Below are 16,022 nucleotides of genomic sequence, written 5' to 3'. Positions count from 1 at the left end.
ATAGTAAATCTGACGAGCAGCGTAATCTCTCATTACTAATATCGACGATTCCGCCCGGAATGTATAGACATGTAACTGAATAAACACACATGCCGGGCAAACCTCCTGAACTCCATACGTATTGTCATAGAAGCCGGCAGCAGCTTTCGGCTGGCATAAGAGAAATGGCGGCCCCTAAAGAGGCCGCCTGATTCTATTTCCGGAAAATTACCGGAGGATATACTAAAGCTTATGGATAATTTATACCTTACGCCTTCAAATCCAGCACCAGCACATTGACTGAGTTCGCCGGCAGGTTAAGAATGACTGTATTATTCCCGATTGATATTCCGCGCTCCTGCGGAACAACTCTTTCATTATTCTTCTGATTGACGTTAGGTACATGAACCAGCGAGGCGTCGCCGGTTAACGTAATCAGCTTCGCAGCAGCTTCTACGTTCAGCTCCTGAATCTTCAGCTCCGTCGCCTTCGCTACATCAGCCGGGTTAACCAGCTTCACATACACATGCTCGGCATCCTTGGTGACCGAGTTGAATACTTCGCTGTTGTAAGCCTCCAGCTTGTAATCAAGCACCTTACTTGCCGTCTTACCGTCTGTATACGAGCAGATCAGATTGCAGCCGTTCGCACCGCCATAGTTCACAGTAATCGTGTAATCGGTGTTGTCAGCGAGGGCTTCATAGCTGGCTGCTCTCAGGTTGCCCGCCGCCGTACTGGAGGAGTAATCTCCGAGCGTGTAAGCCTCTACACCGTCCTTAAACACCTTGACGCCAGTAGCATTGCCGCCATAGCCGATGGCATACTCCAGAACGTCCTTCTTCTCTGCTGAAATATCCGTTAACCCCACACCTACGTAGAAACCGTCTTCGCCGGCGGCCTTCGAGGCAACAACTTCCACTGTATAGTCACTCCAGCTGTCGTTCAGGAGGTACAGACCGTTCCGGCCGCCGCTCTGCGCCTTCAGCACAAGACCTTCGCCGGCTTGCAGCTGGCTGCCTGCAGAACCCGGGATGACCTGCCAAGCCGGATTTAGTTCCCGGGTAAAGTCTTGCTCGAGCAATACACTGCCGTCCTTGTTCGAGGTTACAGTCACACGTTTCACCAGCACCTCAGCATTGCCTGCGGCAATTTCAATCCCGCCGTGCGGGATCAGCGCTGCAGGCTTGCCGTTTTTGTACGTGGAGAAGGAGGTTGCCAGTACTTTATTGCCCAAATACCTGGCATAGAGCTGCTGCACATAATAGTTCGGCGTGAACCAGACAGTCTCATCATCGAACCAGATGCAGTCCGGGGTCCAGCGGTACGTTCCGTCCGTCAGCACTTTATTGAACAGCGGCGCATAAGCGGCCAGCAGCACGACGTCAGCGTTATTTTCAAAGCCGGTCATGACCGCAGCCTCGGCGACTGCGCCGGCCAGTGTATTTTTATCCGTGGAAGCATATTCTCCGACAAATACCTTGGAGGTTTCCTTCCAGTCTATACTGCCATCTGCCTGATAAGCTCTATAGTAGTAGTTATACCGGTCTGCGTTCTTGAGCAGATATTCATTAGAACGGTAGTAATGCTCGTCTGCAATAGTATCCATGTAATTCGGCTGCTGCCCGTACCAGGTGACTGTTTCTTGAATGACCTTCTGCCCGTCGGCAAAAGCGACCTCCGCCGAACCGCTCAGATTGCCGCTCAGGAACTTCCAGCCCTGCTGATAGGCATCGTCATCCGCCTGGGCACCGACTGTGGAGATAATGTGCAGCGTGTATCCCGGATAATTCCGTTCCATGTAAGCATCGATAGAGGTCTTGAATACTTCGAAGTTGGCGAAGAATTCCGTGCCCCAGTTCTCATTGCCGACGCCCAGGTAGCGCAGGTCAAACGGTGCTTCATGGCCCATTTTCCGGCGCATTGCCGCCCACTCATTGTGCTCGAAGTCCATGCTGATGGCGAAATCGATCAGATCGGTAAAGTTCTTGATATAGTAATCGCGGAGCTTCCCGCCTGCCGGGTGGGCATAGTCCGAACGGGCCTGGCACAGTACGCCGCAGGCCATTACCGGAAGCGGAGTGGCATTCAGGTCTTCGGCCAGCTGGAAATATTCCATATAGCCCAGGCCCATGGTCATCATGTAGCCCCAGACGTTAAAATTCTCTTTGCGCAGCTCAATGTCGCCGATTGAATCCTTCCAGTCATAGACATTCTCCCAGATGAAGGAGCCTTCCGAGATACAGCCGCCCGGGAAGCGCAGGAACTTCGGATGCATGTCGACAAGCGCGTTCACCAAATCTTTTCTCAGCCTGTAGTTCGGGTTGCCCTGATAGTTGGAATGGGCGGACTGCGAACGGGGTTCTTCCCCCGCACCCCAGACATCACGCGGCATGAGCGAGACCATATCGATGGAGATCTGACCGTCAAAGGTCAGCGCCAGCTGGCCCAGAACTGTAGAAGAACCCGTTAATACGATCCCCGGCTCTACCCCGTATTTCTTCCAGGTGTTCCCGCCTTCAACTTCTACGGTGACAGCATCGCTGATTGCAGCGCCGTCAGTATTTTGAAGCTGGAGAGTGATTGTACCCGCCGACTCCGCCTTTGCCCAGATCGTGAAGTCATACTTGTCTCCTGTCTTGACCGACATCGCGCAGTGCTGGTTGGAATCGGCGAACCCGCGGTTACGGATCGTCGCGCCATCGGCCACCGTCACATAATAGGAATTGACGTCCTTGTCAGTAATCCCGAAGAATTCATTTAGTCCGCCGTGATGCTGCGGAGCCATCTTGTCTGTATCACCGGACCAGGCAAACAGCGGCTCCCGGTTCCGTCCGGTGGAGCAGCCGCATTCTCCGGAGGCGTGGGAATATGTATCAAAGGCAAAGGATTCGAACGAACGGTTCTGCACCAGCTCAGCATAGATCCCGCCATCCGCCGCATTATTAATATCCTCATAGAACAGGCCGTACATCACTTCGCTGACATCCAGCACTTCCTGATTGCCATGGATGGTCAGCGTGTAAGGCGGCAGATGCTGCGGAAGCACGGAAACGGCAAAGCTTTTCTCAATCGAAACTGCACCTCTGCTTAGCACAGCGGTAATCGTTACGGCCTGCGCCGCGTCTATCTGCTGAATCTGACCCTGATTGGACAGCACAGTTGGCTGGCTCGATGACCAGGTTACGTTCACTTTTCCGCCCATCAGCGCTGACGGCAAAGTCAGGTCCTTCGTAACAATCGAGGTCGGGAACGACAGATACTTATCTCTGGCCAGCTTCACGATCTCTTCATCACTCAAAGACTCGCACATCACTTCAATCACCTCGTCCATTGACAGCCCGGCCTTATAAATCCGCAGATCGGAGAGCGATCCGGCAAAATCGGCATCGGCCTCATATTGCGAACGGCCGATAAAGTTCCGGCTATAGTTATCCGCATCCGTAAACGACTCGAACCATCTGCGCAGCTGGGCGTAGTTGCCGCTGGAAGTCTGGCTGATCGAGCCGTCGGCCACCGCTTCCCCGTTCACATACACTACCGGACCCGCGCTGCTTAAGGTACCGCCTTGGGTTCCGAGTACCGACAATGCGATATGCATCCACTCGCCGCCGGCAAATCCTCTGCCCGGATCGACAACCAGATCGCCTCCGGCCGACAGCGTCCCGCGCAGGTTGCGGGTCAGGAACAGATAAGGTCCCGCTTCCCCCTTACCAAAGTCAAATATACGCTCCCAGACATTCGCGCCCTTGCCGAAGTGGACCCACGCCGCTACCGTTACGCCCGTGTTGTCGCTTACATCCTTAAGCAGATCAGCAGGAAGCTGGACGTAGGAAGTACCGCTGGCCCCTCCCGCAAACGTTACAGCCATCCGGCCGTTTACCTCAGAGACTGCTGGTGCCACTTGGCCGTAAGCCGCTCCGTCCCGCCCCTGGCCGGAGCTGTCTTTACCGGTATGTGCTGCATCCTCAAACTTGTAATGGGCAATGATCTGATCGCGGAAATTCGTCATTATGGTCTCTCCCTGTCATTTATTTAACATAAATATAAATCAATTCATAAATATAAATAGTATACTGATATACTACCCTATCCTGCGCTTATTTCTCAACTGTTAATTGTGAACAGACCGGATCAATTTTTTTAGTCCGGATAGCACAAGCCGTCTGCAATTCCCTGTGTACTATAGAAGTAAATAGGAAGGCGAGGTGATCCTTGATGGGAAATTCAGCAAAAGTCCGTAAGCAGGCCAAACAGCTGAAAGGCCGCAAGGTCTGCATTACGCTGCAAAACGGTCAGACGTACGTAGGATGGATAACCGGCTGTGAAAAGGAGGCTGTGATCCTCTCCGCCGTACCGCGCTCCCGTTCCAAATCGGGAAGAACAGAGCGGGCGGAAGTGTCCGCGTTTATGCCGCTTCTGGGGCCGCTGTTTGGCGGCTTGGGCGGGGCTGGCGGAGCCGGAGGAGCCGGGGGCGCGGGCCTGGGCGGCATCATGGGCGGCGGGCTGCGCTTCTTCGGGATGATTCAGCGGGCAATGCCTGTCGTGAAGATGGGCTACGGCATGATCAAGCAGATCCGCCCGTTTATGGAGGGGCTTAAGGGACTCATGGGCAAATAACATCAAAAGGACTGTTCCGTTCGCCATGACACCGGCGGTTTGGAACAGTCCTTGTTTATCTACTTTTATCTTAAATTTTACCCGCATAATAATTCCTGGTATATCTTTAAATATTTAGCTATTAAATTCCCCCTTTAGATTCACGTACCTTATCCAATTCAATCCCATATTTAAACCCATGATTGCACAGGATAATTGGTGCAAGGAGTAACAAATAGGAAACTTTAATGTGAGCATCTTCTATCCCGTCAGTGATTATGAAAATACTAAATAAAAGACCACTCTCCCAAATAACAAGTTTGCCTATTTCTAATGCAGGCCCTAAATTCTCCTTATATTTCACATGTTTTTTTAAGATAATATGGTTGAATATAATGATAATCACTGTAATTAACATATATAAGGCTGCTAGGATGACATAGAGAACATTCTCTTCCACATCATATGAAGCAAAGATTTTTATGACAATCATAAGGTAATCGATAGAGTTTAAACCTATCAAGAAAGGAAACGCACTTTGTATAACAACTCCTAACAATACCGGTTGCAACAATCCAACTCTATCAAACATTCTTACCCTATTTAGATACCATATAGTCAATACATTAAGCAATATCAGGGAGACAAAGCCAAAATAGCGAAGCACAATAAGGACAAATATTATATAACCGATAAACAATAAAATATTATCTACGTCTCTTTGTGTCACTATTATTTCATTATGTACCGGACGGTTGTCAGCATCCATTATGGTTTATCCTTTCAATTTTATTTCTGTTATCCATTATTGATATATCGGTTATATTTCCAAAATTTAACAAAAATGCAAGTCTAATTAATGGAGAACATAAAAGAAACCCGATATGTAATAATCGGATTTCTTAAAGAACTAAATCTCAAGCCTCACTGTCTTCTACATGTTGTTTATCTTTTGTCTTACTTCATATACAACTTGACCAGCTCGTAGCACCTGTCCTTCGTGACACTTCCCAGCACAGCTGTGTATTCCAGCGGCTCCATGGTGCCGCCTTCAAACTCTAATGACGCTTTCTTAGCTGTTTCGTCCCTGTAGGTGATCCAGTCCAGCTGCTTCTCTTTCAATTCTGCCATTTCGCTCGCAGACAGCTGCTGCTTAAGCACATTATAAATTTCATTTAATGCCTTATCCCACCGTTGGTACTCTTCATCCGCAGCCTCCCTCATGGATGCTGTTACCCCGGAATCATATAAGCTTTGCAGATCCTTGAGTCCGGCTTCTACAGCATCCAGCTTAGCGATATACTCCTGCTGTGTACCGGAAACAGCCGATGGCTGTCCGGCAGCTGGAGAAGCCGCGGGAGCAGTTGTTTGTAGTGTAGTTGCCTCTGGCTGGTCATTATCAGGCGCGGCAGTTGCCGGTGCCGTAGACGCTGGTGCTGCAGTCTCTTGCACAGCTTGGCTTGATTCGGCAGAACCGTTATTGGTATCCGTGCTATTACTGCAGCCGGCAAGTGCCAAACCGCATACGAATATCGTCAAAAGCATTGCTTTTCTCATATCTGCTCTCAGCTCCCTTAGAGTTATAGTCAAATGTCAGAGTACGGCCGCCATATCATTAAGACGAAACTGGAGGCGGATTGTTGCTTTATCTTATGAATTCAACAGAAAAGCCCCAAGACATCCGGGACGAGGCCAGGGTGTCTTGGAGCTTGTCTTATAATATCATTTGCGGCCTAACCTACACCTGCTTGAATTCAATCCATTCAATCTGCATGCCCGGCTTAATATGCTCGAACTTCATTTCATACAGGCCTGCTTCCAGCTCAGCCTTAACCAGCTTCAGCTGAATCCAATTGCCATCCGTCCCGTTCGTTTGAACGGTTGTCAGCACCTGGCCGTTAAGGGTCACGTTGCAGGCGCTCTGCGCCAGCTCAGTGTCTGGGGACATCACGCGGGCGAATAGCCGGTATACACCGGCCTGTTCAACCTTCATGAGGGTCCCTCCCTCAGCCGCCAGCCTGATCTGCCCTTGCCCGGACACGGATTGTGCCTGCTCCTCTGATAGTGCAGGATTAGCAGTGAAAGCTTCCACTGTCTCTTCAATCACTTGTTCTCTGGAGAACACCGGTGCCTGCATAATGAACTCGCAGATATTGATGGCATTGCGCTGCAGCTCACCACGGGTAAGCGTACCGTCCGCCAGGGATTCGATCGTATTATCGCCATAGGCATTGGTCTCTGCACCATAGTTGCTGACCACCATGTACAGGTCATTCTGGGCACGGACCATCCAGTTCGTAAACTTGCGGTCTGGAGCCCCTCCATGAACAACATCGTTCATAACCGCCCACCAGTCGGTCATCACAATGCCTTTGAAGCCCCATTCCCCGCGCAGGATCGTGGTGTTGAGGTCATAGTTGGACGCCGCCCAGTGGCCGTTCACCGGGTTGTACGAGGTCATGATCGAGTTCGCACCGCCCTCCTTGACGGCGATTTCGAAGCCTTTCAGATAAATCTCGCGCAGGGCGCGTTCGGACACCACCGCGTCAACCTTGCTGCGGTATTTCTCCTGATTGTTGCAGGCGAAATGCTTCAGCGTAGCATTGGAACCGCCCTTGTGAATCCCGCGGGTGCAGGCAGCAGCGAATACTCCGGAAACAAACGGATCTTCCGAGAAGTATTCAAAGTTCCGCCCGTTCAGCGGGCTGCGGCGGATGTTGAGACCCGGTCCCAGCAGGGTGTCGATGTTGTTTCTAAGCAGTTCCTGGCCTTCCATGATGTACAGCTCTTCGACCAGCTCTGCATTCCAGGTTGCCGCAAGCAGCGTACCGATGGCTACCTGGGTAGCCTTCTGCCCGCTGTCCATACGGATACCGGAAGGGCCGTCCGATGTGCAGGCTACCGGAATCCCGTAGCTGAACAGCTGATCGCTCACGCCGCCAAAAGCCGAAGCCGTACCCGGCGTAACGAGCGGACTGCTCATGCCCTCGCCTCTCACCAGCGCAGCCAGATCCTCATCGCTGAGCTGGGCGATGAATGCCTCCATGCTGGCTTTGCCTTCCTGCACATCGCGCAGCTTATAGCCTTGATCGCCGGTCTGCGGCAATGTCTGCGGCAGATTAGTCTCAATGCGTTTCGCCATATCAACCTTCCGCTTCGGCGCTTCCACATAAGTCAGTTCATACGTGCCGTCTGCCTTGCGGGCTCCCGGCATCATTCTTGTAAAGCTCTGGGTCGGCGCCATCGCCTCCTGCAGCTGCTCTACCACTTCAAGCGTCTCCAGAATGTAGCCTTCTTTGCCTTCAACCGCAATAGCCTGTACCTTCTTCACGCTGGTTCCCGCATATAGACGGTAGGTTCCGGCTTCCAGCACATACGCGGACGGATGTCCCGTCACACCTGCGTCATCATAAGAAGCCATGGAATGGAGGGCGAAGCTGAGGGTAAGCCGCTCTGATTCACCCGGGTACAGCACACCGGTCTTCCCGAAGGCCGCCAGTGCTTTGGCCGGTTGGCCCAGCTTGCCCTGCGGTGCTTCATAATAGGCCTGTACGACTTCTTTTCCGGCATACTCGCTGCCTGTATTGGTTACGGTTACGTTAATCGACACATAGGTCTTGCCGTCTTTAGTGGACAGCTTCGCTTCTTCCGGCTCCACGCTGAAAGTTGTATACGACAGCCCGTAACCGAATTCATATTGAACCTTCTCCGGGCAGAACGTCTCAAAATAACGGTAGCCCACATAGATATCTTCCTGATACAGGTTGGTGAACTCATTGCCGTAATTGACCGTTGACGGATAATCCCCGATGGAATAAGCAATCGTATCGGTCAGCTTGCCGCTTGGCGTTACGTCTCCGGCCAGCACGTCGGCAATCGCATTACCGCCTTCCATCCCGCCCTGCCAGGAATAAATCACGCAAGGAATCGGGTTGGCATAGCTTTCATCGTTCAGCCAGCTCATATCGATAATGTTCGACACATTCAGCACGACAATGGTTTGCTCGAAATACGCCGTAACCTGCTTCAGCATTGCTTTTTCTTCATCATTCAGCTGATAACTGCCCGCCTCGTCGGCATTATCCTGGTCTTCTCCGGCGGTACGGCCGATGACAATGATCGCCTTTTCCGACTGGCTTCTGGCCTGCTGCACCAGCTCATCAGAGAGAGGCATTTCCTTCTGGTGCCAAGGCTCTGCCGCCCAGCCGCCTCCGCCGTTGTCGAACGGATTCTGCCCGATCCACTGCTCGTAGACCGCCGCCAGCTCCTCATTAACCTTAATATTCTTCTTACTGCGGAGCCCGTCCAGCAGGTTCGTCGTATACGCCACATGCACACTTCCGCCAGATCCTGTACCGCTGCGGTAATAGTTCACTTGGGTTCTGCCAAAAACTGAAGCGGTTTCGTTCTTGCGGAGCGGCAGTACATTTCCTTCATTTTTCAACAGGACTGCGCCTTCTGCAGCCACTACTCTGCTGAATTCAGCAAAGCCTTCTAATGGAACTCCAATTTTATCTGTGCTCAATTTGCTTCCTCCCGTTTCTCATGTCGCTATCCATTGCAGGTTCTATAGCAAGGCGGTACAGCCCTCCCGAAAATTCTAATTTTCCACGAACCTATGCATTACCTATTACTATAAAGAATCCCCTTACAAGAATCAAAGGTTTGATAGAATTTAACAGCAGTTTCTTCAAAAACAGACAAAATCCCCAGCCCGGTCAGGCTGAGGATTAAACATCGCTCCAAGGTTATTCAGATATGCCGTTAACATAAGGTCCGCTCGGGGAGCGTGCTTGTAAATGCAGTCCAGAACAGTACGCTCTTATTTGCGGCGGCTCTTCATCATCCGGTTGTACATAACCAGCGCAGCAATAATCATCCCGATCATCGCTACACTGCCTGCCGACTCCGGTGTCATCCCAAACATAAGGCATATCGTATTCACCAGGGTCCTCGTCACCAGTGCGACCAAAATCAGCATAAGCGGCCGCCAGATATTATATCCTCTCATTTATGCAACACTCCCAGTCTATTTTTGCACAGCTTACGATGCTTAATTCTATCTCTATTAACTGTTATTATAGCATAAGCAGGTATGCGGTTACATTTTTGCTGCACGGCTCTGCTATGCCGGAGATGAAATAGAACGTTTTAATGCATTTCCGCGGAATACGGCCTGATAATTGAAAAGTTATGTTCCATATTCTCCGTTATTTTGTTACTTCTGACGATTTTCCTGATCTGCTATTCTTGATTTGCAACGACAATACAAGGTTCACACAGGGAGGTTGTCGCTTTTGAAAAAGAAACATTGGCTCACCGGATTCACATCGCTGGTTCTGCTCATGGGGCTGCTTGCGGGATGTTCCGGCAACGGCAGCAATTCATCCGCCTCAAATAATGAAAGCGCTGGCAGTAATGGTTCTTCCAATTCAAAAGACACGGTTACGCTTAAGATGTGGGGCGGTGTGCCGCCGGAATCCGGTCCGCAGGAGGTTATCGATAATTGGAACAAGGCGCATCCTGAGATTCAAGTGGAATATGTCCGCTTCGTAAATGACGATGACGGGAACCTCAAGCTTGATACTGCAATGATTACCGGGCAGGATGCAGATTTATTCGTGAACTATACAATCTCCCACGCCGCAAAACGGGTAGAGTCCAACCTGGCGCTCGATCTGAGCCAATTCAGTGACTACAATATCGATGAAAAAATGGGCGCAGATGCGGACAGCTGGAAAATTGACGGCAAGTACTACGGTGTCCCTACAACGAAAAGCTCGTACTTCATTGCACTCAACAAAGATGCGTTAGACGCTGCGAATCTGCCGGTCCCGAAGGATTGGACCTGGGATGAGCTGCGCGAATATGCGAAGAAGCTCCGAACAGGATCGGGCTACGGATTCATTCAGAATATGGAGCCCTATGTCGACCCTATTGATTCTGTGCTGTCCCAAGAGGGCTATACAAAGGCGGACGGCAGCTCCAATCTGGATCATCCCCTCGTCAAAAAATGGCTGGAAACGCTGAATGCGATGATGGTCGACGATAAGACTACACCGCCGCTCGGCGAGCAATTAACTTCTAAGATGCCGGTTGAACAGGTGTTTCTTAGCGGTGAGGTGCCTATGCTCAACATCGGGGCATGGCTGCTGAGAAGCTCAAATAACTTCACGGACTTCCCCCGTGATTTCAAAATTGCCTTCGCCCCTGTCCCCCGGCTTGCCGAGAGTGCAGACAAATATGTGACCCGCGGCGGCCTGGGTGACTATATCTCAATCAATGCCAAATCCAAACATCAGGAAGCCGCCTGGGAATTCCTGAAGTGGTATGCTGACGGAGGCATGGCGCCTATGGCCGCCGGCGGAAGACTGCCGGCATCCAAGGATGCCAACCAGGAAGAAGCACTGGACAGTCTCCTTGGTGAAAAAAGCGACACCTATGATCTCGATTCCCTGATGTACGTCATGTTCGACAATACTACACCGACTTATGTGCGCAGCCTGCCGCAGGAGGTTATGGATCTGCGTGCCCAAGAGTATGAGAAATATTTCCTTGGCTCACAATCGCTTGATCAGACCATCAAGGCAATGGTAAGCCGGCATAATGACTATTTGAAACAGAACAAATAAGGAGGATTACCAGAGCGGGCATAGCCCGCTCTTTTTTATATTGTCAAGCCAGGCCGATAGAACATATCTCTGCTTTTTTCAGTGAGAGGACTGAGTCTCTGCAACAAAACCATGCAATTTTAAATAACGGCTGTGCGGATTTTTTTATATGATATAATTTGAAGCAAAGCATGCCTTGAACCGTTTACCATACTGCAGCGCATGGGAGGTCGCGTCCGGGTGCCCAGACTAATCCGTTTTCTGGTTCCTCAGAAGTTGAAATACCGTCTGTTTACTGCCTTTGTATGCCTTATTCTGCTGCCCTTTGGTGCCCTGAATCTGTATAATTTCCAGCGCATTGAGACCCTGGTCCAGAAAAAAATTAGCCAGCAAAGCCATTACCAGCTGGAGCAGATGTACCGCACACTGGAGGATCAGATCAGCATCGCTTTTAAGACACTCATCTTTCTGCAGCAGGACGACACGGTTAAGTCGGTGCTGATTCATCCCGAACAGCGCAATGTGCTGGAGAACAAACGGCTGATGGAGAACATCTTCAAAAATCTGAACAACAGCTTTTTTCTCTATAATCCTTCGGTTTATTTTATGATTCTGGATCTAAATGAAAGCGTATACACTTCCTATCCGCCAAAAGACGCTCTCATTTACAAGGACCTGCGCAACAATCCCGGCTTTAACAGAAGCCTGATGAATACAAGCTCTTACCACTGGGTTCCGAGTGACGGTAATTATGTGTTACGGGATGTTTCCACAAGCGCATATCTGCTGTCCCTTTACGCTTATTTAGAGGACACGCAGAATCAGACCTACGGAATGGCCCGGATCAGCATCGACTATTCCTATTGGCTGCGGTCCATTCACAAGCAGTCTGATCTGCAGCAGCAGTACTTCGTGATCACCCGCTCGGGGGAAAATATCTCCCAGTCTGTCCCGGACAGCGTGCTCGCAGAGGAAGTCAAAGCCAGGATCGCCGAACATCCCGGGCAGCAGTATTTTATCGACAAGGCTTCTAATTCCCTGATTAATTATATTTATGTGGAGTCCCTGGACTGGTATATCGTAAACCGCATTCCCCTGTCTGTGCTGTTCGTTGAGATCGAAGGGCTGAAACAGCAGTACTTCCTTACCTTCTTCGCCCTGACGGGAATCTTTCTGATGATCACGCTGGTCATTTCTACGACCATTACCCGTCCCTTGTCCCATTTACAGAATAAGATGAAGGCTGCCGTGCAAAAAAACCTGAAAATCCGCCTGCCGGAACATAAATTCAGCGGTGAGATTCTCGATTTGACCCGGAGCTTCAATACGATGCTCGACGACACCAACCTGCTGATTCAGAAGCTGAAGGCGGAGGAACGCCAGAAGGAAGCCGTGCATTTTCAAATGCTGCTGGCGCAGACAAATCCCCATTTCCTGCTGAATACGCTGAATACGATCAAATGGATGGCGATCCGCGAGAATAATGAGGACATTACGAACATGACCCTCTCCCTCGGCAGGCTGCTGGAAGCCAGCTTGAATACCGACAAGGATCTGATACACCTGAAAGATGAGCTCGAGCTGGTGCAGGCTTACGTTCATATTCAGCAATTCCGCTACCGTAATAAATTCGAAGTGACCTATCATTATGAGGAGGACATCCTCTATGCGCTTGTGCCCAAGCTGAGTCTTCAGCCCCTCGTGGAAAACGCCATTGTTCACGGGATTACCGCACTGCCGGGTAACGGGCTCATCCAAATTGTGTTACGGCGCGACGGAAACAGACTGATTGTAGAGATTAAGGACAACGGAGTCGGCATGGAGCAGGCTGGCATGAACCGGGCACCGCGCAAGCGTCCGGGCATCGGATTAACCAATATTAAAGAGCGGCTCCGCCTGCTGTTCCGCGGGGAAGGGTCGCTTGAGGTTCTCTCCTCCAGTGAAGGCGTAATGGTCCGGTTCACGATTCCATTTCTGTTGTCTACACCTTATGGCAATGAGCATCCGGCTTAATATCATGTACACCCGGGAGGTTATCTGCATGTGGAAAGTACTGCTGGTCGAGGATGAGGTATTTGTGCGGGAATCGGTACGGGAGATCATCGCCTGGGAAGAGCTGGGCTTTACCGTCAGCGGAGAAGCAGGAAATGGCGCAGAAGCGCTGGACATGATCCGCCAGGATACGCCTGACCTGGTCATCAGCGATATCATCATGCCGGAAATGGATGGTGTGGAGCTGCTCCGAAGAACCCGGGAAGAAGGCTACTCCTCCCGTTTTGTGATGCTTACCTGTATGAGCGACTTCGAATATGTCCGGCAGGCGATGGAATACGGTGCCTCCAACTATATTTTGAAGCTGTCCATGAGTGTGAATTCGCTGCGCGAGACGCTGCAGAAGATCAGCAAGGAACTGCCGAAGCCCAGTCCGGCCGGAGGCAGGGATACCCGGAGCTCATCCGCTGAGCCGCCGCCCCTGCTTCCTGAGGAGGTCACCTCCCATCCGGAAATCCAGAAGATTCTGCAGTACCTGCACGCCAACTATGACCAGGATATTACTGTAAAGTCGATGTCCCAGTATGTCATGATGGCCGAGAATTATGTCAGCACGCTTTTCAAAAGGAAGACCGGGCAGACCCTGATCCATTATCTGCACCAAATCCGCGTCAATCAGGCGATAGAATATCTTCTTCATTCCGACATGCCCGTATACGAGATCGGAAACCGGGTCGGATTCGTCAACGATAATTACTTCATCAAAATATTCAAGCGCCTCACCTCGCAGACGCCCAGCCAGTTCAGACAGGCAAACAAAGACAAGCAGCAGCCAATCAGGATGTAAAATCCCCCTCCTGCACTCCTTTCCTTATCTCAAGTATTCAAATTCAATCAATATGCTGTCCGTTTCTCCTTCAATAGGGTGTCCCAGGGCCGTTGCGGCCGTCCGGGGCGCCTCTTTTTGCATAGAACAAAACTACGGATTTCCGCCAGGGAAAATGTATATTTCTGTAGCATGAAGTCATTGGTTTTGTTCCTTATCCCTCCTCCGCCCGCTTGGTATGCTTGAAATGCAAGCAAAAGACCAAAAGGAGTGGGGCTATGTGAAGGCATCTTGGATGAAACGGCAGCAGTATCTGGGCTATCTTTTTATCGGGCCAAATATGATTGGCGTGATTTTATTTTTTATAATCCCAGCCATCTATTCGTTCTACCTCATGTTCACGGATTACAAATTTATGAATCCAAATACCAAATTTACCGGCATGGCCAACATTAAAAGAATGCTTGGCGATGACATCTTTTATACGGCAATCAAGAATACGCTGCTGTTTCTGCTCTCTGTACCTGTCTCTATCGGGCTGGCGTTCATTGTGGCCGTGATTTTAAACCGTTCCGTATATTTGAAAAAGCTGCTCCGCGCCTTATATTTCATGCCTTACATTACAAGCGGAGTCGCCGTAGCCTTCGTCTGGATGCTGCTGTTCCAGCCGAATAACGGGCCGATCAACGGCATATTGCGCTCCATCGGCATAACGAATCCTCCGGGCTGGTTATCCACTATGGATTCCTCGATGTACGCCATCGACATCATCTGGATCTGGTTTATGCTCGGCTACAACATGATCATCTATCTGGCTGCCCTGCAGGAAGTATCTACCGAACTATTGGAAGCCGCCCGTATCGACGGGGCCCGCACCTGGCAGACCGTCCGCAGCATCCTGTGGCCGCTGGTCAGTCCAACGACATTTCTGCTGCTGATTACCGGACTGATTATGACGATTAAGCAGTTCGGGATCATTCAGGCGATCACCCAGGGCGGACCGGGGAACAGCACGACGGTGTTATCCCTCTTCATTTACCAGAATGCCTTCCGCTATTACGAAATGGGCTATGCTTCCGCCGTATCCTGGGCCCTGTTCGTGATTATTATGATTTTCACCGTCATTCAATGGCTGGGCCAGAAACGCTGGGTTCACTACTAAGGAGCTGAGAGCATTGAATAAAACCATAATGAATAAGTGTATCGCCACGCTTATTATGCTATTCTTCAGCATCGTGATGATCGTGCCCTTTCTGTGGATGATCAGTACTTCATTTAAAACCCCGGCGGAGGTATTCCAGTATCCGATCCGGTGGATTCCTGCTCACTTCAATTGGAGCCATCATGTGAAGGTCTGGACGGGTGACAACAGCTTTGTATTGTATTACCTGAATTCACTGAAGGTTGCCGTGCTCAGCACCATAGGCGCTGTCTGCCTGTCCGCATTAGCCGCCTATGGATTTTCCAGAATTGAGTTCAAAGGCCGGAATACAATGTTCATGGTGTATTTATCCATGATGATGGTTCCCCCACAGGTGCTGTTTGTGCCCAAATTCATCATGTTCGAGTGGGCCGGGATTTACAACACTCACTGGGCGCTTATTCTGCCAGGGATGTTCACCATCTTCGGGGTATTTATGATGCGGCAGTTTTTCCTCTCGGTTCCCCAGGAAATTTCTGAAGCGGCCTTTATCGACGGGGCCGGACATTTCCGTATTTTCTCGCGGATTATCCTGCCTATGGCCAAACCTTCTCTGGCTACCCTGGCGATTATCGACTTCTCGTGGCACTGGAATGACTATGAGAATGCGCTCGTCTTTCTGATCGACCATGATCTGTTCACCGTTCCGCTTGGACTGCAGAATTTCATTCTTGAGAATAACGTGGACTATAACGGAATGATGGCGGCAGCGACCGCCGGTATTATCCCGATGATCCTCGTATTCCTGATCGGCCAGAAATATATTATTGAAGGTGTGGCAAGCTCGGCGGTAAAAGGCTGAACAATCTGCATGAAG

Annotated in this window: 11 protein-coding genes; 6 read left to right on the top strand and 5 right to left on the bottom strand. The window is 50.5% G+C overall.

Going from position 1 to position 16,022, the window contains the following annotated elements; translation table 11 throughout:
- Positions 1 to 247 precede the first annotated feature (247 nt).
- Complete coding sequence (locus tag QU597_RS01100; protein WP_310830981.1) at positions 248 to 3,988, bottom strand: alpha-L-arabinofuranosidase family protein; 3,741 nt, start codon at positions 3,986 to 3,988, stop codon at positions 248 to 250.
- A 206-nt stretch (positions 3,989 to 4,194) separates the two neighbouring features.
- Between QU597_RS01100 and QU597_RS01095 the strand changes: the two genes are divergently transcribed.
- Positions 4,195 to 4,596: a hypothetical protein gene (locus QU597_RS01095; protein WP_310830980.1), complete on the top strand. Its 402-nt coding sequence runs from the start codon at positions 4,195 to 4,197 to the stop codon at positions 4,594 to 4,596.
- Between the two features lie 121 nt (positions 4,597 to 4,717).
- On the opposite strand, the gene QU597_RS01090 is transcribed toward QU597_RS01095, so the two are convergent.
- The 4 genes from QU597_RS01090 to QU597_RS01075 form a co-directional block, all read right to left on the bottom strand.
- Entirely contained in the window at positions 4,718 to 5,344 is a 627-nt protein-coding gene (locus QU597_RS01090; protein ID WP_310830979.1) for a hypothetical protein, read from the bottom strand.
- A 188-nt stretch (positions 5,345 to 5,532) separates the two neighbouring features.
- On the bottom strand, positions 5,533 to 6,132 hold the full coding sequence (locus QU597_RS01085) for a lysozyme inhibitor LprI family protein (protein WP_310830978.1): 600 nt from the start codon (positions 6,130 to 6,132) through the stop codon (positions 5,533 to 5,535).
- Between the two features lie 181 nt (positions 6,133 to 6,313).
- The gene (locus tag QU597_RS01080) at positions 6,314 to 9,100 is read right to left on the bottom strand and encodes a glycoside hydrolase family 3 C-terminal domain-containing protein (RefSeq protein ID WP_310830977.1); all 2,787 of its coding nucleotides are present in this window, start codon (positions 9,098 to 9,100) and stop codon (positions 6,314 to 6,316) included.
- 297 nt (positions 9,101 to 9,397) lie between these two features.
- Positions 9,398 to 9,586: a hypothetical protein gene (locus QU597_RS01075; protein ID WP_310830976.1), complete on the bottom strand. Its 189-nt coding sequence runs from the start codon at positions 9,584 to 9,586 to the stop codon at positions 9,398 to 9,400.
- Positions 9,587 to 9,872: 286 nt separating this feature from the next.
- On the opposite strand from QU597_RS01075, the gene QU597_RS01070 reads away from it, so the two are divergent.
- The 5 genes from QU597_RS01070 to QU597_RS01050 all read left to right on the top strand — a co-directional run bounded on the left by QU597_RS01070 (position 9,873) and on the right by QU597_RS01050 (position 16,007).
- The gene (locus QU597_RS01070; RefSeq protein WP_310830975.1) at positions 9,873 to 11,207 is read left to right on the top strand and encodes an ABC transporter substrate-binding protein; all 1,335 of its coding nucleotides are present in this window, start codon (positions 9,873 to 9,875) and stop codon (positions 11,205 to 11,207) included.
- A 219-nt stretch (positions 11,208 to 11,426) separates the two neighbouring features.
- Positions 11,427 to 13,199: a sensor histidine kinase gene (locus QU597_RS01065; protein ID WP_310830974.1), complete on the top strand. Its 1,773-nt coding sequence runs from the start codon at positions 11,427 to 11,429 to the stop codon at positions 13,197 to 13,199.
- A 28-nt stretch (positions 13,200 to 13,227) separates the two neighbouring features.
- The gene (locus QU597_RS01060) at positions 13,228 to 14,025 is read left to right on the top strand and encodes a response regulator (RefSeq protein ID WP_310830973.1); all 798 of its coding nucleotides are present in this window, start codon (positions 13,228 to 13,230) and stop codon (positions 14,023 to 14,025) included.
- Positions 14,026 to 14,284: 259 nt separating this feature from the next.
- Positions 14,285 to 15,166 carry a carbohydrate ABC transporter permease gene (locus QU597_RS01055; RefSeq protein WP_310830972.1) on the top strand — a complete coding sequence of 294 codons (882 nt, stop codon included), beginning with the start codon at positions 14,285 to 14,287 and terminating at the stop codon, positions 15,164 to 15,166.
- Positions 15,167 to 15,194: 28 nt separating this feature from the next.
- Positions 15,195 to 16,007 (top strand): carbohydrate ABC transporter permease, encoded by an 813-nt coding sequence (locus QU597_RS01050; protein ID WP_310833198.1) that lies wholly within the window; start codon positions 15,195 to 15,197, stop codon positions 16,005 to 16,007.
- Positions 16,008 to 16,022: the final 15 nt, after the last annotated feature.

It is taken from the genome of Paenibacillus pedocola (assembly GCF_031599675.1).
Taxonomy (GTDB): Bacteria; Bacillota; Bacilli; order Paenibacillales; family Paenibacillaceae; genus Paenibacillus_AQ; species Paenibacillus_AQ pedocola.
The sequence above is the reverse complement of the archived record's forward strand: the minus strand, read 5'-3'. Positions and strand labels throughout refer to the sequence as shown.